This is a genomic window from Kribbella sp. NPDC006257 (genome assembly GCF_040613535.1).
Classification (GTDB): domain Bacteria; phylum Actinomycetota; class Actinomycetes; order Propionibacteriales; family Kribbellaceae; genus Kribbella.
On sequence record NZ_JBEXSJ010000037.1, the window covers coordinates 70,401 to 88,935 of the forward strand.

Consider the following 18,535-nt stretch of genomic DNA (forward strand, 5'->3'; position numbering starts at 1 on the left):
ACCGGACGGTGGATGATTCCCGTACGACGGATGTTCGTCGATCGTCGATCGTCGAGAGGAACGCGATGAAGAGCTTGACCCAGGACGAGGCATCGGAGCGGGCAGTCCTGCTGACCGTCGAGCGGTACGACGTTGCTGTCGATCTGACCGAGTTGCTTGTCGGGTCGCGGGTGCGCACATCGTCGACGATCACCTTCGGCTGCGCCGCGGTGGGTGCGTCGACCTTCGTGGATTGTGCGGCCGAGGTGGTGAGCGCGACACTCAACGGCGTACCGCTGCCTGCCGCCGTCGATGAGCGGATCGCGCTGACGAACCTTGCCGAGAGCAACGTTCTGTCCGTGGTCACCGTTCTTGAGGCATCGTCTTCGGGTCACGGCTTGTTCAAAGCCGTGGATCCGGCCGACGGGACCGTCTACGCCTTCACGGACTTCACCCCCGACCGCGCCCGCTACGTCTGGGCCTGCTTCGACCAGCCCGATCTCAAGGCGCCCTGGGTCTTCACGGTGACCGCGCCGGCCGACTGGCGGGTCCTCTCCAACAGCGGCGAACCACAGATCGAGGACCTCGGCCCCACACGGCGCTGGACCTTCCCGCCGACCCCGCCACTGGCGACGTACAACACAGTCATCAACGCAGGCCCGTACTACGAAGTGCGTCGCACCGGCGCCGGCCACGATCTCGGGCTCTTCGCCCGTCCGTCGCTGGCGTCGATCCTGGACCGCGACGCCGATGAGCTCTTCACGCTGACCATCCAGGGGATGGAGTTCTTCGCCGGGAAGTTCGGGATGCCGTTTCCGCAGCACAAGTACGACCAGGTGTTCACGCCGGAGTTTCCCGGTGCGATGGAGAACTATGGCTGCATCACTTGGATGGACTGGTTCTTGCGTCGGACCACGCCTACGCGGGCGGAGTGGGACATCTTCTCGCGGTACCTGCTGCATGAGCTTGCGCATATGTGGTTCGGCAACATCGTGACGATGCGGTGGTGGGACGACCTGTGGCTCAACGAGGCGTTCGCGGAGTTCGCGAGCAACTGGGCTGCCGTGAACGCCACGTCGTACACGGATGCCTGGACGGCCCATCTGGCCGGCGAGAAGCTCAAGGCCTATTTCGTCGACCAAGGGCCGACGACGCACCCGATCCGGCCGCAGGTCCACGACGTCTCCGAGGCGGAGGCTACCTTCGACGCGATCACTTATCCGAAGGGTGCTTCGGTGTTGCAGCAGTTGATGACGTACGTGGGAGAGGATCGGTTCTCGGCGGCTCTGACGAGCTATTTCGTCAAGCATGCTTGGGGAAACACCACTCTGGAGGACTTGATCGACGCGGTCGCCGTCGCCAGCGGTCGCGATCTGGACGAGTGGCGCATCGCCTGGCTAGAAACACCAGGCACCGACCGCCTAACCCTCGCCGAGACGACTTTGGTTGCGCGGGGGCCTGGTGGGGGTTTGCCGCGGCCGCAGGTGGTTGCTGTGGGCGCCTATTTTGAGCGGGGCGGGCGGCTCGAGCGGGAGGCGATCGTCGAGGTGGAGGTCGTCGGCGAGCGGACCCAGCTCGACCTGCCGCCCGGCGCAGACTTGTATCTCCTCAATGACCAAGACCTGACCTTCGCCTCCACCAGACCTTCGAACCGGGACACCTTCTTCACCGACGCCGCCCGCCTTCCCACCCCGATCTCCAGAGCCGTCGCCGTCGCGACCGCCTGGGACATGCTGATCAACGCCGAAGCCTCAGCCGCCGAAGCCGTCCACTGCCTACTCGGCGTACTGGCCGTCGAAACCTCCGCATCCACCATCGAGCCCTACCTCAACCTGGCCCTCGAGGCCGCCGACCTCTGGAGTCCGCCGTCAGAACGTGACGCCTTGATGCAAGCTGTAGCGGAAGCCTGCCGCAGCCTCGCCGACCTCCCCGCCTACCGCAAAGCAGCCCTGCGCGGCATCGCCCGTACTGCGGTCAGCTCCGCGGAACTCGACTTGCTCAAAACCGAGGACCTCGATCTCCAATGGCGCAGGCTCGTCCGCCTTGCTCAACTCGGCGAACCAACCTCCGCCGAAGCTGAGGCGCTGCTCGAGCGGGACCCGGACCCCGAAGCATGGGTCAACAGGCTCCACGTCCGCGCGGCAACCCCCGACGCATCCGAGAAGGAAGCGGTCTGGCACATCCTCGCGACCGAGCGCACCGTACCCATTGCGTCGGTCTACGCCCTGGCCATGCAGTTCTGGAGCGCCGGCCAGGACGACCTCCTGAAGCCGTACGCCGAGGCCTTCCTCAACCTCGTCCCCACCCTCCACCGCGGCGAAGGCGAACCCGCCAAGACCTACACCCGAGCCCTCTTCCCCATCGTCGGCGCAGACGAGACGATCGTCACACGCGCCGAAACACTTGCCCTCACAGCTCCCCCAGTAGTCCGCACCAACCTCCTAGACCGAGCCGACCGCCTCAAACGCATGCTCCGCTCGCGCACTCAGGCGACCCCGGCTTCACCTAGCCTCGCGAGATGAATGATTGGCGATCAGATCGAATCGGCTCTGCCTTGCGGGGACAGAATCCCACTGTGCTGGCGCGGCTGGAGAGCGGGTTCGCCGTGATCGGGGACACACAGTTCCTCCCTGGCTACTGCCTCTTGCTCTCCGACGACCCGACCGCGGATCGGCTGGCCGACCTGCCAAGGGATCGGCGACTGGCCTTCCTTGCGGACATGGATCTGCTGGGCCAAGCGGTCCATGAGGTTTGCAGCCGTCGCGACCTGGAGTTCCGGCGCGTCAACTACGCAGTACTGGGCAACCTGGACACGTTCCTGCATGCCCACATCCACGCCAGATATGACTGGGAGCCTTCCCCCTATATCTCCGGTCCTGTGCCCTCCTACCCTGCGGCCGAGCGGAATGCGCAGGAGCATCTGCTCGGCCCGCAGCACGACGAGCTACGAGCCGAACTGGTGGCGGAGCTGTCCCGCGGCTGATATATCACAAGTTCGGTAGACATTGCGGCGGTGTCTCAGCCGGTGTCGTCGGGAATTGGTTGCCTGGTCGCGGCGTTAGCGTCGAAGCAGTGGGTGAACCCCACGCTTCCATTTTTCCAGGTCTTACACGATTCCATTCTCTCAGTTCTAAGGAGACACCTGTGCGCGCCTTCAGCGCCTTCCGCCGGCTCGCCGCGCTCGGTACGGCCATCACCCTGGCCGTTGCGCTGGCCGCCTGCGGCAGCGACGACAAATCCGATGCCTCAGGCCCCGATCTCGGCCTGCTCCAGTCCGGCACGCTTCGGATCGGCACGCTGACCGACGCGCCGCCGAACGTGTACGTCAAGGACGGCAAGTTCACCGGCTTCGACAACGACCTGATCACTGCGGTCGCGGCGAAGCTGAACCTGAAGCCAGAGTTCGTCGGAACCGACTTCTCGGCCCTGCTCTCGCAGGTGAACGGCGGCCAGTTCGACCTCGGCAGCTCCTCGATCACGATCACCGAGGCGCGCAAGAAGACAGTTGCCTTCAGCAATGGGTACGACTTCGGATACCTCGGGCTGAACACGACCAAGACGTCCGGGATCACCTCGTTCGACCAGCTGACCGGCAAGCGGGTGGTCGTCGTACAGGGGACTGTCCAGGACGACTACGCCACCCAGAAGAACCTGAACCCGGTGCGCGTGCCGAACTACAACGCCGCCGTCGGCCAACTCAAGGCCGGTACCGCGGATGCCTGGATCTCGCCTGCCGAGATCGGGGAGAAGATGGCGAAGGAGCAGGGCGGCGGCGTGGTCATCCTGGCCGCGAAGGAACTCAGTTCGGCGCCGACCGCGTACGCCGTTGCCAAGAGCAATGACAAGTTGCGCGAGGCAATCAACAAGGCGCTCGACGAGGTCATCGCCGACGGCACCTGGACTAAGCTCGTCGCGCAGTACTACCCGGGTCGCGCCGTACCGGCGTCCTTCAAGCCCGGCAGCGGCACCGTGAAGTTCGCAGTACCGACGGCAACGCCCACCGCCGGCTGATGGACGTCTGGTCGACCCTCAACGACACCTTCCTCGACTGGGGGTCGATGAAGGCGGTCCTGCCGGAGATGCTGAAGGTGGGACTGGTCAACACCCTCATCTTCGCCGCTGCCTCGGTCGTGCTGGGCACTGTGCTCGGCATGATCGTGGCGGTGGCGGGGCTGTCCCGCAAGTGGTGGCTGCGGTGGCCCGCCAAGGTCTACACGGATATCTTCCGCGGGCTGCCGGCGATCTTGACGATCCTGCTGATCGGCCAGGGGTTGTCGCCGATCACCAGGCATTGGTGGGGACCTAACCCGTACCCGCTCGGCATCTTGGCGTTGTCGCTGATCGCGGCGGCGTACATCGGCGAGATCTTCCGCTCCGGAATCCAGAGCGTGGAGAAAGGGCAGTTGGAGGCTTCGCGAGCGCTCGGGTTCAGCTATAGCTCGGCGATGTGGCTGGTCGTCATCCCGCAAGGGGTCCGGCGGGTGCTGCCCGCTCTGGTCAACCAGTTCATTGCTTTGATCAAGGAGTCGAGTCTCGTCTACTTCCTGGGTCTGCTGGCGAGTCAGCGGGAGCTGTTCCGGATCGGACAGGACGCGGCGGCGACGAACGGCAACTTGTCACCGTTGCTGCTCGCCGGGATCTTCTACTTGATCATCACCGTGCCGCTGACCCACCTGGTCAACTACTTCGACAAGCGGCTGCGCGAAGGCCTCCCTGCCGAACTCGAGGTCGAGGAGCTCGCCCATGCCGACATCCGCTGAGTCGTCCAGCCGACCGACCGCTATCGACGCGTCCTTCGCGGCGGCGAGCTTGGAACTGGTGGGGGTCGAGCTTGCATTTGGCACTAACAAGGTCCTACGAGGGGTGGATCTTGCGGTGCCGGCCGGGAAGACCGCGTGCGTGATCGGGCCGTCCGGATCAGGTAAGTCGACTTTGCTGCGGGCAACGAATCGGTTGCTGGAGCCTGCCGCGGGCGACATTCTGCTGGGCGGTTCTTCGGTGCTGAAGAGCAATCCGGACGAGCTGCGGCGACGGATCGGGATGGTGTTCCAGCACTTCAACCTGTTCCCGCACAAGACAGTGGTGGAGAACATCACGCTGCCGTTGCGCAAGATCAAGAAGCTTTCTACCGATGAGGCTCAGGCGGCCGCGCTGGAGCAGTTGGATCTCGTCGGACTTCGCCAGAAGGCGTCGGCGCGGCCTGGCAATCTGTCGGGTGGGCAACAGCAGCGGGTGGCGATCGCGCGGGCCTTGGCGATGAAGCCCGAGGTGATGCTGTTCGACGAAGCAACGTCGGCGCTGGATCCTGAGCTGGTGAAGGGCGTGCTGGGTCTGATGGCGGACCTGGCCTCGGCCGGTATGACGATGATCGTGGTCACCCATGAGATGGGATTCGCACGGGAGGTGGCCGATCAGGTCGCCTTCATGGATCGCGGCGTTGTGGTCGAGTCGGGGCCGCCGGAGAAGCTGTTCACCGCTGCCTCGTCACCCCGACTGCAGCAGTTCCTCTCTCAGGTGCTCTGAGACCCTTCCTGAACCGCCAACACTGTCCAACCCCGTTTTCTCTGCGGATGTGCGCCTTCGCGCGCTTGGCCGGGGGTATCGGCTGAGGTTGGACAGTGTTGGCGATCCGGCGCCTCTGGCCAGGCTCTGGGCGGTGGCGGGTTCGCTGGCCATGCGGCTGTGATTTCCGAACTCTAGATTTTCGCCCGGGGTGCGCGGATGGTGGAGATGAGTAGCTCATCGACGCCTAGGGGTTCTGATGATGCGAATCGCTTGGTTGCGGGGTCGTCGGCGGTGGTGGAGCGCGGCGGTTGTGGTCGGGTTGTTCGGCTCCCTTCTGGTGTCGGCCTGCGCGTCGCCGCCCGCCGGAGCTTCGCCCGCGGCAGTCAGCCCGCCACAGGCCGCGGTTGCGTCGAAGTACGTGATTCTGACCTTTGATGACGGGCCGTCGCAGTACACGCCGCAGGTGCTGGCGCTTCTCCGCCAGTACGGGGTGAAGGCGACCTTCTTCGAACTCGGCCAGAACGTGGCACGCTATCCGGCGATCACGCACCGGGTCCGTGCTGCCGGGCACAGCGTGCAGAACCACAGCTGGTCGCATCCGGACCTTCGGTATGTGTCTTGGACCAAGTTCCGATCCGAGGTCCTGGACACGGACCGGGTGATTCGCGCGCAGACCGGGATCACGCCGCATTGCCTCCGACCGCCGTACGGTGGCGCCAATGCGCTCACCTACCGGCGAGCCGCGAGCCTCGGCAAGAAGCTGCGCCTGTGGACGGTCGATCCCGAGGACTGGTCACGTCCTGGTACGTCGACGATCGTCCGCCGCGTGCTCTCCAAGGTCCACAACGGCTCGGTCATCCTGCTCCACGACGGCGGCGGCAACCGCAGCCAAACAGTCGCCGCCCTCCCCACCATCCTCAGAACCCTCAAGTCCCGCGGCTACACCTTCTACACAACCACCTGCACCTGAACCACCCGCCGCGTACCGAGCATGGCGGCGAAGAAGTCGGCCCCGCACAGCGCGCCGGCGTCCCGCGGCACGCCTGGTGAAGTCTGGACAGCGCGCCGGTGTACCGACGGACATGAGGTGTCTGCCCTCAACCGCCCACCCCAGGCTCACCCACGGCGCCCCGGGCCGGCGCACGGGCCATACCTCATGTCCGTCGGTACACACTCGCGCGGAAATCAGGCCGCAGCGACGCCTCGGCGGTGAGCAGGCTAATGGCGGCGGCGGCGCGTGGGCAGCGTGGCGGCGCGGGTGGCCCGGCGGCGCGGGTGACGCGGCGGCGCGGGTGGCGTGGCGGCGTGACGGCGTGACGGTGGCGTGGCGGCGTAACGGTGGCGTAACGGTGGCGATCAAGCGATCCGGGCGTACGCGGCGCGCCCGCGTAACCGCATGGCGGCAACCGGCACGGCGGCGTACCGGTGTGGCGGTGTGCAGGCGTGGTGGTGGGGTTAGGAGAGGGCGGCGATCAGGGGGACCACGTCGGCGATGGATTCTACGATTCGGGTGGGGCGGTAGGGGAAGCGTTCGACCTCGTGGTCGGCGGTGGAGCCGGAGAGTACGAGCACGCTGCGGAGGCCGGCTTCAAGGCCGCTGATGATGTCGGTGTCCATCCGGTCGCCGATCATCACACTCGTCTCGGAATGCGCCTCGATGCGGTTGAGCGCGCTGCGCATCATCAAAGGGTTCGGCTTACCCACGAAATAAGGGGCGACACCGGTCGCCCTGGTGATCAGCGCGGCCACCGACCCCGTCGCCGGGAGCGGGCCTTCGGTGGACGGACCGGTCGGATCCGGGTTGGTCGCGATGAACCTGGCGCCGTCGGCGATCAACCGGATCGCCCGAGTGATCGCTTCGAACGAATACGTGCGGGTCTCCCCCAGTACGACGTAGTCCGGCGCCCGCTCGGTCAGCACATAACCCACCTCGTGCAGCGCGGTGGTGAGGCCGGCTTCGCCGATCACGTACGCCGTACCGCCGGGCCGCTGATCGTCCAGGAACTGGGCGGTCGCGAGCGCGGAGGTCCAGATCGCCTGCTCGGGTACATCGATGCCCCCGGCAAGCAACCGGGCGCGCAGGTCCCGCGGCGTGAAGATCGAGTTGTTGGTCAGGACGAGGAACTTCTTGCCCGAAACCTGCAGGGTCGAGATGAACTCACTCGCCCCGGGAATCGCGCGCTCCTCGTGCACCAGCACGCCGTCCATGTCGGTCAGCCAGCTCTCCACCGGCTTGTGCTCCGTCATGCCCACTCCTCGCTCGGTGCTTCCGGCATCCACAGCTCCACCCCTCGCATCTTGCCAGACCCACTCGGGCTACCCCGGGTTAGTACGGTCGCCGAAGGGGAACTGGCCACGCATGCGATGGGTCAGAGGTGTCGTCCTGCTGGGAGTACTGGTGGCCGCCTTGAGCCTGCCAGTCTCTGGACCTGCTGTCGGCCCCGGACCTGTGCAGGCGGTTGCGGTCACGCCATCGCCAACGCCGACCCCCACGCTCGGATCGACACCGCAACCAGCTGTCGATCCGCCCGGGACCGCCGACGGCGACGCCCACGACTTCGACGACGCGGGGCTTGCCGTGATCTCGTTCGTCTTCCTTGCCGCCCTGGTCGGTAGCTCGATCCTGTTCTACTTCTGGCGCCGCAGCCGCAAGACCCGGGAGCTCCTGCGCCACAGCTAGTACCCCCAGCGCATAACTGGCCGCCCGGCGGGTACCTACGCGCCAGTCAAGCGGCAGAGGAAGGGGTGCGCCATGGCCACCATTGCAGGGCGGACCGGCCGATCGGCAACCGAGGTGGTCCGCCGCCCGCTCGGGCAGCGCGTCGTACGAGTTCTGACCACCACCGACCACAAGACGATCGGCCATCTGTACCTCATCACTTCGTTCATCTTCTTCCTGATCGCCGGCGTGATGGCGCTGGTCATCCGCGCCGAACTCGCCGAACCTGGTCTTCAGCTCGTGAACGAAGAGATGTACAACCAGCTGTTCACCATGCACGGCACGATCATGCTGCTGCTGTTCGCGACGCCGCTGTTCGTCGGCTTCGCGAACGAGATCATGCCGATCCAGATCGGCGCCCCCGACGTCGCGTTCCCGCGGCTGAACATGCTCAGCTACTGGCTGTTCCTGTTCGGCGGCCTGATCGCCTCGTCGGGTTTCCTCCAGCCCGGTGGAGCGCCGGATTTCGGCTGGACGGCGTACACCCCGTTGTCGGACGCCGTCCGCTCCCCCGGCGTGGGCGCCGACCTCTGGATCATGGGCCTGTGGATGGCCGGGCTCGGCACCATCCTCGGCGCGGTCAACTTCGTCACCACGATCATCACGATGCGCGCGCCGGGGATGACGATGTTCCGGATGCCGATCTTCACCTGGAACATCCTGGTGACGTCGATCCTGGTGCTGATCGCGTTCCCGATCCTGGCCGGCGCGCTGCTGATGCTCGAGGCGGACCGGACGCTCGGCGCACATGTCTTCGACGCGGCCAACGGCGGTCCACTGCTGTGGCAGCACCTGTTCTGGTTCTTCGGCCATCCCGAGGTCTACATCATCGCGCTGCCGTTCTTCGGCATCATCACCGAGATCCTCCCGGTGTTCAGCCGCAAACCGGTCTTCGGCTACATCGGCCTGGTCGGCGCCACGATCACGATCGCCTTGTACTCCGTCGGGGTCTGGGCGCACCACATGTTCGTCACGGGCGCCGTCAACAGCGCCTTCTTCTCCTTGATGACGTTCATCATCGCCGTCCCGACCGGGGTGAAGTTCTTCAACTGGATCGGCACGATGTGGGGCGGTTCGGTCTCCCTCGACACCCCGATGCTGTGGTCGATCGGGTTCCTGGTGACCTTCCTGTTCGGTGGTCTGACCGGCGTCATCCTGGCGTCGCCGAGCCTGGATTACCAGCTCAGCGACACGTACTTCGTGGTCGCGCACTTCCACTACGTCGTGTTCGGCACGGTGGTCTTCGCGATGTTCGCGGGTTTTTATTTCTGGTGGCCGAAGTTCACCGGCCGGATGCTCGACGAGAAGCTCGGCAAGCTGCACTTCTGGCTGCTGTTCATCGGCTTCCACACGACCTTCCTGGTGCAGCACTGGCTGGGCGTCGAAGGAATGCCACGCCGGTACGCCGACTACGGTGCCGACGAAGGATTCACCGTCTTGCACCAGGTGTCCTCGGTCGGCGCGTTCATCCTCGGGATCTCGACCCTTCCGTTCCTCTACAACGTCTACAAGTCCTACCGATCGCCCCTCGTCGGTGTGGACGATCCCTGGGGCTGGGGTCGCTCGCTGGAGTGGGCCACCAGTTGCCCGCCGCCGCGGCACAACTTCGTGAAGCTTCCACGGATCCGGTCCGAATCGCCCGCGTTCGACCTCAAGCACCCTGATGTCGCGCGGACCGAGTACGCCGACACCGGTGCGCCGCGCGACAACCTGCTCGACGCAGGCGAGGACAAGGGCCGCCTGGAACACCTGGAGGCCCAAGATTCCCGGCTAGCCGACGAGAACGGTGACGACAAACGTTAGCGAGCCCACCTACCCCGCCGTACGGGCTCGCACCTGGAAGGACCCCGATGCAGGAAGACAGCCGAGTACCGCCGGAGGGCTCTTCGCCGGCGCACCACCCGTTCTGGGAAACCCTCGCCGCCGTCACAGCCGGCGGCTGGATCGGCCTGCTCATCTCAGTCGCCGGCTGGTTCAAGGAGCCGCTCGAGGCTTGGTTCGAGGTGGCTAAGGTGACAACCGCTGCCGGTGCGTGCGGCGGTCTCGTCTTCGCGGCCGGCGTCGCCTTGGTTCGGAAATACCACCGACGAGCACTACCCGGGTCCGGATCAGGCTCTCCAGCACCGACCCCGGCAGGAAGTCTGTCTGAGGAGGGGGCTACGGCTGGGTGGGTGGGCCGCTGATGGCGGCTTGGGCGAGGGCGCGGAGGTGGTCGACCGCGGCGTTCGGGTTATCGGCCGAGTAGACGGCTGAGCCTGCGACGAAGACGTCGGCACCTGCCTCGGCGCAGCGTTCGATGGTTTCGGCGGAGACCCCGCCGTCGATCTCGATCCACAGGTCGAGGCCGTGCTTGGTGATCAGGTCCCGGGTACGCCGGATCTTCGGCAGCACCACGTCGAGGAACTTCTGCCCGCCGAAGCCCGGTTCGACCGTCATCAGCAGGATCATGTCGAGCTCGGGCAACATGTCCTCGTACGGTTCGATCGGCGTCGCCGGCTTCAGCGCCATCGCCGCGCGTGCACCCTTCGCCCGGATCTCCCGGGCGGTCCGGATCGGCGCCCGGCAGGCCTCGACGTGGAAGGTGACGCTGGACGCGCCCGCCTCGACGTACCCAGGCGCCCAGCGGTCCGGATCCTCGATCATCAGATGGCAGTCCAGCGGCTGCTCGGCCGCCTTGGCGAGCGACTCGACGATGGGCAGGCCGAGCGTGAGGTTCGGGACGAAGTGGTTGTCCATCACGTCGACGTGCAGCCAGTCGGCGTTGGACACGGCGGCGGCCTCATCGGCGAGATGAGCGAAGTCGGCGGTCAGGATGCTCGGCGCGATCTGGATTCCCATAAGAATCCGGAGTCTACCGACGCTCCCGGACCCATTCGACGACCTGGTCGACCGTCTCCACCACGGCCACGCCGCCCGGCAACGGCGGCCGCCTGATCACCACCACCGGGATCCCCAACTCCCGCGCCGCCGCCAATTTCGCCGAGGTCATCGACCCACCACTGTCCTTCGTCACCAGTACGTCGATCCGCCGCTCCCGCAACAACTCCAACTCAGCCGGTACGCCGTAAGGTCCACGATCCAGCAAAAGCTCACACCACTCCGGCACCGGCTCCGGCGCATCCACACACCGCGCGAGCATCCAAACCCCCGGCCGCCCGCCCTCGCCGACCCCACCAACCCGGCGACCGCCTGCACCATCCCCCACCCCACCAACCCGGCGACCGCCTGCACCATCCCCCACACTCCCCTCGCCGGTCGTGCGTCCGCGGACTGCGGCGAAAGCGCCGAGGCCCTGCCTGCCGATCGTCAGGAATACCCGGCTCCCCAGCTCAGGCAGAACCCGAGCCGCCTCCTCAGCAGTCGAAACCCAAATCCACCGGTCCCCCGCCTGCTCACGCCAGCCAGGGCGCCGCAGTACGAGCAAACCCACGCCCGCATCTCGTGCCGCCTCAACCGCATGCTCAGTCATCGTCGCCGCGAACGGGTGCGTCGCATCCACCACCGCGTCGATCTTGTTCGCCTTAATCCAAGCCGTGAGCCCCGCCACACCACCGAACCCGCCCTGTCGCACAACGCCCTCAGGCAGCCGCGCGTCGACAGTCCGCCCAGCCAGCGACGACACCACCGAAATTCCCGGCTCCCCCGCGAGCACCCCCGCCAGCCGACGTGCCTCGCCAGTACCCCCGAGCAGTAGCACCTTCACCCGCCCACTATCCCCTGCGACGATCGCCGACCGCAGCAGCACCTGCCAGGATCGGCGCCAGAGCCACAATCCGGCACGGCGACGCCTGGCCGGATGACCCGATGTTCGCCCGCTACTGCGAATTTAGCCCGCCAGCGGCCGAATATCCCGTCAGCGGCGATCGGACGGCTGGGCCTTTGCCGCTGCCTTCCGTGTCGCCGCGGTGGATCCCGGTCCGCGCCTACGATGAACGGCGTGGACGTCCTCGGGGTGATCGGTACTGCGGCCGGCCTGGCGGCTTTGATTGTGGGCGCCTGGCAACTCCGCGTCGCGATCCTCGACCGCCGAGACAGCCGAACCCGCCCAACCGCGGGTAGCGCGGGTGTTGCGGGCAGCGCGGGTGTTGCGGGTGTTGCGGGTGCCGCGGGTGCCGCCGACAACGATCAATCCGCAGAAAGCCGGCAACCCCTGGTCGCCGGTCAGCTGCCCACGCGGGCCCTGGCTATACAGCAACTCCCGTCTCCACCAGTTGTCGCCCTTCCCCTCAATGCCGCGATCGCCGCCTCTCCCGTCGGTGCGCCGGTTGCTGCCCTGCCCGTCAGCGCGCCGCTCGGGCGGCTGCCCGCTGACGTCATCGGGCGAGAGGATTTACTCGAAGAACTAAGGTCTGCGCTCAGCCGGCCGGCTCCCGGGACGTTCGTGCTGGCGGGGATGGGCGGGGTCGGCAAGTCGACCGTCGCACTCCAATTGGCTGCCGAGGCGAAGCGGCAAGGACACCAGGTCTGGTGGGTCAGCGCTGCGGATCCTTCGTCGCTCCAGGGCGGCTTGCTCGAAGTACTGCACCAGCTCGACGCCCCAGCCGATCTCGTCGCTCAGCTCCGCGAGGGCTCCCCGACCGCCGCAGACCATTTCTGGGCCTTTCTTCAGGCCAAAGACCAAGACAGCCTGCTGATCCTCGACAACGCGGACCTCCCCGCCGTCCTCGCCCCGGACGGCACCGGCTCCCCCGCCGACGGCACCGGCTGGATTCGCCCCGACGCTCCCGTGCTCACAGTCGTCACAACCCGCACCACAGACCCCTGGACCTGGGGCAACGGCGTCCAACTCCGTCCGCTCAAAGTCCTCACCACCCAGCAAGCGGCACTCGTACTACGGAATCTCGCGCCCGAATGCCCAGACCCGACCGGCGCCGAGTCGGAGTCGCTCGCCCAGCGACTCGGATCTCTCCCGCTGGCCCTTCACCTCGCCGGAACCTACCTTGCCTCGCCCTTCGCCCGATGGCGAGGATTCGAGGAGTACCGCAACGCGCTCGACAGCGACGAGCGCCACCGGGCGCTCGACGACCTCGACCACAGCGATTCCCGGCGAACGATCTCGCGCACCTGGGAGATCTCGCTGGACGCACTGGATCGGAGCGGTCTCGCGGATGCCCGCCGACTGCTCTACCTGCTGGCCTGTTTCGCCCCGAGCATCCCGGTCCCTGCGTCCATCCTGCGACCAGAAGCCGAGCGCGACGAGAATCGTTTCCTTGTCCTTCTGAAGGGTCTGGCGGCATCCGCCCTGGTCGATCTCGAACCCTCGCCCGGCTACCCGGCGGTGACGGTCCACCCCGTCATCGCCGACACCTGCCGAGCGCATTTGGTAGCCGACAGCAACAATCTCGACACGGCGGCAGGGATGCTGGTAGAAGCCGCGGCCGGTCTCGACGCTGAGCAATCGTCCGATCGTCCTGCCTGGCAAGCCTTACTGCCGCATCTCGAAGCATTGCTGGGTTGGGCTGCGCCGCACCTCACCGAGACTGCGGCAGCATCGCTGCTGGAGGTCGGCGTCGGCGCATTTGGTTCGCTCTGGCTCAACGATGAGCGATCCGGTCTGCACGCCGAGGAACTCGCTCAGTCGATGCTGGCCTTGGCCCAGCGACTGACCCCAGATCACCCAGCGGCTCTCAAAGCCCGGTACTGCGCCGGCTGTGCGCTCGGTATCAACGGTCGACATGCGGAGGGGGAACCGTTCTTCAAGGATCTGGTCTCCGACCTGAGGCGAGTGCTCGGAGAACGAGACGAGTACACCTTGCAGGCACGTGATCAGCTGGCGGGCGCAGTACTGGCGTTGGACCGGTACGCCGAAGCCGAACAGCTGTATCGCGATCTGGTCGCCGATCAGGAGTTGTATCTCGCCTTGAATCATCGGGACACCCTTGCGACCAAGGTTGATCTCGCCTGGACGCTCGGCCGGCAAGGTCGATACGCGGAGGCGGCCGCGCTCTGCCGCCAGGTGCTGACGGCCTATCTCAGCACGCTCGAGACCGGACATTCCCGGACGCTGGACGCCTGGGGCGATCTGGTTCGCTGGACCACAGCCGAGGGCAACCCGGTCGAGGCCGAGCGACTCGGCACCGAATTGGTCGAGATCGAGCAGCGCGTACTCGGAACCCGCCACCCGCTGACCTCCTTCAACCGGGCGACCCTAGCCGCCGCGATCGCCGCCCAGGGTCGCTTCGCCGAAGCGGAGCGGATCTTCGCCGAAGTGCTCCCCGAACTCGACCGCACCTGGGGCTCCGGCGACTACCGAACTGTGGTCGCCCGAGAGGACTACGCCGCCGTCCTCGCCGCTGCCGGCCGAGACGAAGGGGCCGTGGCTCAGCGTTCGCGGGTGGTGGAGTAGAGGTGGGAGTCGGGGAAGTTGCTGGCGGCAAGGACCTGGCCGACGATGACTACCGCGGTACGGCGGATGTCGGCCTCGCGGACCTGGTGGGCGATGGTGGCCAGGGTGCCGCGGAGGATGAGTTCGTCGTCGCGGGAGGCGCGGGCGACGACCGCTGCGGGGCAATCCAAGCCATAGTTCGCGGCTAATTCTTCGACCAGGCGCTCGATGTGCTGGACCGCCAGGTGGAGGACGATCGTGCCGCGGCCGGCTCCTAGTGTTGCCAGGTCCTCACCGGGCGGCATCGCGGTCGCGCGGGCCGCGATGCGGGTGAGGATGACGGTCTGGCCGACCTCGGGGACGGTGAGCTCGCGGCGGAGGGAAGCGGCGGCTGCTGCGTACGCCGGTACGCCGGGCGTCACGTCGTACGGGATCTCCAACGCGTCGAGCCGGCGCATCTGCTCGGCCATCGCGCTGAAGACGGACGGATCCCCGGAGTGCAGGCGGGCGACGTCGAGGCCGGCCTCGTGTGCCTTGGCGAGTTCGGTGAGGATCTCGTCGAGGTCGAGATTCGCGGTGTCGATCTTGCGAGCGCCGGGCGGGCAATGGTCGAGGAGCTCGACCGGAACCAGCGCACCGGCGTACAGGCAGACGGGTGAGGACGCGATCAGATCCCGGCCGCGAACAGTAATCAGATCGGCAGCGCCGGGTCCGGCCCCGATGAAGTGAACAGTCACCGAGCCACGCTCCAGCCAGTCAGCCGCAAGGGACCGACGAACCCCGACACACCGGGTCTCAACGGACCGACGAACGCCGACACGCCGGGGATCAACGGACCGACGATGAGGCTCACGCGGGTCATTTGGTCACGCTCCAGATCGTTACGGGCATCGCGGGGCGCCAGCCGGTCATCCCGCCGACCGGCGACGCGCGCTGGACGTCGAGGCGGACAAGATCGCCACCGAGTTCGGCGTACCAGCGGGCGATCAGCACCTCGGTCTCCAGCGTGACCCCGTTGACGACCAGCCGCCCGCCGGGCTTCAAAGCCGCCCAGCACGTCTCGATCATCCCCGCCGCCGTCGCTCCACCACCGACGAAGACAGCATCCGGCGACTCCAACTCGGCCAGCGCTTCGGGCGCCTTGCCAAGAACAGTCCGTACGACGACGCCCAGATTCGCCGCATTCCGCTCGAGCCGCTTCGCGCGATCCGGATCCCGCTCGATCGCCACCGCCCGGCAACTCGGATGATGCCGCGACCACTCGATCGCGATACTCCCCGCGCCACCACCCACGTCCCACAGCAACTGCCCAGGCACCGGCGCCAGCCGCGACAACGTCACCGCCCGTACTTCGCGCTTCGTCAGCTGTCCGTCGCTCTCATAAGCGTCATCCGGCAACCCCGGAGCCGTCGACAACACCGGCCCTTGACCGCACTCGACCCCGATCACGTTCAGCGCATCCACTTCGCCGGACCAGTCCGCAGCCTTCGTTGTCCGAACCAGCTCATCGGCCGAGCCCAACTGCTCCAGCACGGTCACCCGGCTCTCGCCGTACCCGCGCTCCGTCAGCACCTTCGCGACCTCGGCCGGTGTATGGGCACCCCAACTGAGCACCAAGAGTCGCCGCCCAGGCTGGATGTGCGGGTGGATGAGTTCAAGAGGATGCCCGACCAGGCTGATCACCTGCACCTGATCCTGCGGCCAGCCGAGCCGGGCGCAGGCCAGCGAGACACTCGACGGATGCGGGATCACCTTCACCGCGTCCGCGCCGAGCAACCTGGTCAGCGTCGTACCGATCCCGTGGAAGGTCGGATCGCCACTGGCCAGCACGCAGATCCGTCGGCCCCGGTGAGCCTCGAGCAATCCGGGCAGGGACTCGGACAACGGCGACGTCCAGGCGACTCGCTCTGCCTTACTCGCTGGAACCAGCGCGAGCTGGCGGGTGCTTCCCATCAGGATCTCGGCCTCGGCGATCTCCCTGCGGGCGATCGGAGACAGCCCGTCCCAGCCATCCGCCCCGATCCCCACGACGGTGAGGCCGCCCCGGCTATTGGTCCCGGCGGCGAGGCCATCGGGGACGGTGCGGTCAGACACGACCGAGCACCTTGGTCACGGCGATCTCGATGACGACCCGCTCCGGGTTCTCGCGTGGCTGACGGTAGCGCTCGGCGTACCGGCGTACGGCGTCGGCGACCCGCTCCGGATCGTCGCTCACCACCGCGCGGCCCTCCAGCGTCGACCACTTCCCGCCCTCGGTCTGCGTGACCGCGACCGAGGCCTCGCCCAGAGCCTTGATCTGGCGAGCCTTGTGCGAGCCACCCGAACAGATCACCCGGGCGATCCCGGTCTTCAGGTCGAGCGTCACCCCGACCATCACGGCGTGCACCGTTCCGTCCGCCCGTGCGGTGCTCAGCACCGCCAGATGCCGCTCGGTCCAGAAGTCAGCGAACTCCGCCGACCGGTCACTCAAGGGCTTCTGCACCCACCGATCGTAGACAGCACGTCGCGGCGGCCTCGATTCGGCTTCGATTTGGGAACGCTCCCACTGAGGTCTTGACAGCGGGCAGACCTGCCCCGATTCTCTTGGGAGCGCTCCCAGATGGAGTGTCAGAATCTCGAGGAGGGGTCAGGCGATGAGCCAGACGAAGCGGTTCCTGGCGGTCACGGTGGCTGCCGTGACAGCCCTGGGCATGGTCGGGGCATGCAGCAAGAACGCCGACGACGCCAAGCCGGCGGCGGACGGTCAGATCAAGCTGGTCGTCGACACGTTCGGAGACTTCGGCTACAAGGCGCTGGTCGCGCAGTACCAGCAGGAACACCCGAACGTGAAGGTCGAGCTGCGCAGTGTGCAGAAGCTCGACGACTACAAGCCGAAGCTGACCCAGTACCTGGCAGCCGGCAGCGGCGCCGGGGACGTGGTGGCACTCGAGGAGGGAATCCTCAACGAGTTCAAGACACAGCCCCAGAACTTCGTCAACCTGCTCGACCAGGGCGCGGCGGACCTGCAGGGCAACTTCCTGCCGTGGAAGTGGGAGCTCGGCCGGGTCGGCGCCGACGGCCCGCTGATCGGGCTCGGCACCGACGTGGGCGGTTTGGCCGTCTGCTACCGCAAGGACCTGTTCGCCAAGGCGAAGCTGCCCACCGACCGCGACGCGGTCTCGAAGCTGTGGCCGACCTGGGAGGAGTTCATCACCACCGGGAAGAAGTTCGGCGCGGCCAACACCGGCGCGAAGGGCTTCGTCGACTCAGTCACGACCAGCTTCAGCGCGATGCTGTCGCAGGCCGGTGACACCAACTTCTACGACAAGGACAACAAGCTGATCGCCGACTCGAACCCGGTCGTCCGGCAGGCCTGGGAGACCTCGATGAAGATGGTCTCCGAGGGCGTCAGCGCCAAGGTCCCGACCTGGTCGAAGGACTGGGAGGCCGGCTTCAAGAACGGCAGCTTCGCGGTCACCATGTGCCCGTCGTGGATGCTCGGCATCATCAAGACCAACTCCGGCGCCGCGAACGCGGGCAAGTGGGACGTTGCCTCGGTGCCTGGTGGCGGCGGCAACTGGGGTGGCTCCTGGCTCGCCGTACCGACCCAGAGCAAGCACCCGAAGGAGGCCTACGAACTGGCCAAGTTCCTGACCTCACCCGAGGGCGAGGTGGCCGCGTTCAAGGAGGCCGGACCGCTGCCGTCGTCGCCGAAGGCACTGGACGACCCGGCGTTCCTGGCGCTCACCAACGACTACTTCTCCAACGCTCCGGTCGGCAAGATCTTCGGTACCGGCGCCAAGGCGCTGAAGCCGATCGTGCTCGGCCCGAAGCACCAGGCGGTCAAGGAGCGTGCCTTCGAGCCCGCACTGCAGGCCGTCGAGCAGGGCAAGCTCACCCCCGACAAGGCCTGGCAGCAAGCTCAGAAGAGCGCTGTCAAAGAGGCCGACGTCGGCTACTTCAGCATCAACGAGACTGCGCTGCGGCGTTCCCAGCTGCCGGAGAAGGTTTACGACCGAGTACTTCGC

17 protein-coding genes are annotated in these 18,535 nt (G+C 66.7%); 10 read left to right on the top strand and 7 right to left on the bottom strand.

Annotated features, from left to right (window positions below):
• The first annotated feature begins 65 nt into the window (after positions 1-65).
• From pepN to ABZ004_RS33045, 6 genes are all read left to right on the top strand, one after another.
• On the top strand, positions 66-2,501 hold the full coding sequence (gene pepN, locus ABZ004_RS33020; protein WP_355685138.1) for an aminopeptidase N: 2,436 nt from the start codon (positions 66-68) through the stop codon (positions 2,499-2,501).
• 53 nt (positions 2,502-2,554) lie between these two features.
• Positions 2,555-2,962: a diadenosine tetraphosphate hydrolase gene (locus tag ABZ004_RS33025; RefSeq protein ID WP_355685139.1), complete on the top strand. Its 408-nt coding sequence runs from the start codon at positions 2,555-2,557 to the stop codon at positions 2,960-2,962.
• A 161-nt stretch (positions 2,963-3,123) separates the two neighbouring features.
• Positions 3,124-3,990 (top strand): ABC transporter substrate-binding protein, encoded by an 867-nt coding sequence (locus ABZ004_RS33030; protein ID WP_355685141.1) that lies wholly within the window; start codon positions 3,124-3,126, stop codon positions 3,988-3,990.
• Positions 3,990-4,739 carry an amino acid ABC transporter permease gene (locus tag ABZ004_RS33035; protein WP_355685143.1) on the top strand — a complete coding sequence of 250 codons (750 nt, stop codon included), beginning with the start codon at positions 3,990-3,992 and terminating at the stop codon, positions 4,737-4,739. The genes ABZ004_RS33030 and ABZ004_RS33035 overlap by 1 nt, the downstream gene beginning before the upstream one ends.
• A complete protein-coding gene (locus tag ABZ004_RS33040) occupies positions 4,723-5,502 on the top strand; it encodes an amino acid ABC transporter ATP-binding protein (RefSeq protein WP_355685145.1) in 780 nt (259 codons plus the stop codon). Before ABZ004_RS33035 ends, ABZ004_RS33040 begins: the two co-directional genes overlap by 17 nt.
• Positions 5,503-5,743: 241 nt before the next feature.
• Positions 5,744-6,454 carry a polysaccharide deacetylase family protein gene (locus tag ABZ004_RS33045; protein ID WP_355685147.1) on the top strand — a complete coding sequence of 237 codons (711 nt, stop codon included), beginning with the start codon at positions 5,744-5,746 and terminating at the stop codon, positions 6,452-6,454.
• Between the two features lie 485 nt (positions 6,455-6,939).
• Here the strand turns inward: ABZ004_RS33045 and ABZ004_RS33050 are convergent, their stop codons facing one another.
• On the bottom strand, positions 6,940-7,731 hold the full coding sequence (locus ABZ004_RS33050; RefSeq protein WP_355685149.1) for an HAD-IIA family hydrolase: 792 nt from the start codon (positions 7,729-7,731) through the stop codon (positions 6,940-6,942).
• Positions 7,732-7,843: 112 nt separating this feature from the next.
• On the opposite strand from ABZ004_RS33050, the gene ABZ004_RS33055 reads away from it, so the two are divergent.
• Complete coding sequence (locus tag ABZ004_RS33055) at positions 7,844-8,164, top strand: hypothetical protein (protein ID WP_355685151.1); 321 nt, start codon at positions 7,844-7,846, stop codon at positions 8,162-8,164.
• Between the two features lie 72 nt (positions 8,165-8,236).
• The gene (gene ctaD / locus ABZ004_RS33060; RefSeq protein WP_355685152.1) at positions 8,237-10,006 is read left to right on the top strand and encodes a cytochrome c oxidase subunit I; all 1,770 of its coding nucleotides are present in this window, start codon (positions 8,237-8,239) and stop codon (positions 10,004-10,006) included.
• A 354-nt stretch (positions 10,007-10,360) separates the two neighbouring features.
• On the opposite strand, the gene rpe is transcribed toward ctaD, so the two are convergent.
• Positions 10,361-11,041, bottom strand: a complete 681-nt coding sequence (gene rpe / locus ABZ004_RS33065; RefSeq protein WP_355685154.1) for a ribulose-phosphate 3-epimerase — start codon at positions 11,039-11,041, stop codon at positions 10,361-10,363.
• A 13-nt stretch (positions 11,042-11,054) separates the two neighbouring features.
• Positions 11,055-11,906: a precorrin-6A/cobalt-precorrin-6A reductase gene (locus ABZ004_RS33070; protein ID WP_355685155.1), complete on the bottom strand. Its 852-nt coding sequence runs from the start codon at positions 11,904-11,906 to the stop codon at positions 11,055-11,057.
• A 234-nt stretch (positions 11,907-12,140) separates the two neighbouring features.
• Here ABZ004_RS33070 and ABZ004_RS33075 point away from each other — a divergent pair, with 234 nt between their 5' ends.
• On the top strand, positions 12,141-14,549 hold the full coding sequence (locus tag ABZ004_RS33075) for a tetratricopeptide repeat protein (RefSeq protein ID WP_355685157.1): 2,409 nt from the start codon (positions 12,141-12,143) through the stop codon (positions 14,547-14,549).
• Here ABZ004_RS33075 and cobM read toward each other — a convergent pair.
• From cobM to ABZ004_RS33095, 4 genes are read right to left on the bottom strand one after another with little or no spacing between them, the layout of a single operon-like run.
• The gene (gene cobM / locus ABZ004_RS33080; RefSeq protein WP_355685158.1) at positions 14,525-15,265 is read right to left on the bottom strand and encodes a precorrin-4 C(11)-methyltransferase; all 741 of its coding nucleotides are present in this window, start codon (positions 15,263-15,265) and stop codon (positions 14,525-14,527) included. The two genes, ABZ004_RS33075 and cobM, sit on opposite strands and share 25 nt — an antisense overlap.
• Positions 15,262-15,390 (bottom strand): hypothetical protein, encoded by a 129-nt coding sequence (locus ABZ004_RS33085; RefSeq protein ID WP_355685160.1) that lies wholly within the window; start codon positions 15,388-15,390, stop codon positions 15,262-15,264. The genes cobM and ABZ004_RS33085 overlap by 4 nt, the downstream gene beginning before the upstream one ends.
• Positions 15,387-16,622 (bottom strand): precorrin-6y C5,15-methyltransferase (decarboxylating) subunit CbiE, encoded by a 1,236-nt coding sequence (cbiE, locus tag ABZ004_RS33090; protein ID WP_355685161.1) that lies wholly within the window; start codon positions 16,620-16,622, stop codon positions 15,387-15,389. The genes ABZ004_RS33085 and cbiE overlap by 4 nt, the downstream gene beginning before the upstream one ends.
• The gene (locus ABZ004_RS33095) at positions 16,615-17,010 is read right to left on the bottom strand and encodes a TIGR03618 family F420-dependent PPOX class oxidoreductase (RefSeq protein ID WP_355685163.1); all 396 of its coding nucleotides are present in this window, start codon (positions 17,008-17,010) and stop codon (positions 16,615-16,617) included. Before ABZ004_RS33095 ends, cbiE begins: the two co-directional genes overlap by 8 nt.
• Before the next feature lie 151 nt (positions 17,011-17,161).
• Between ABZ004_RS33095 and ABZ004_RS33100 the strand changes: the two genes are divergently transcribed.
• Positions 17,162-18,535, top strand: a 1,374-nt coding sequence (locus tag ABZ004_RS33100) for an extracellular solute-binding protein (RefSeq protein WP_355685165.1), incomplete at its 3' end; no start/stop codon positions are given.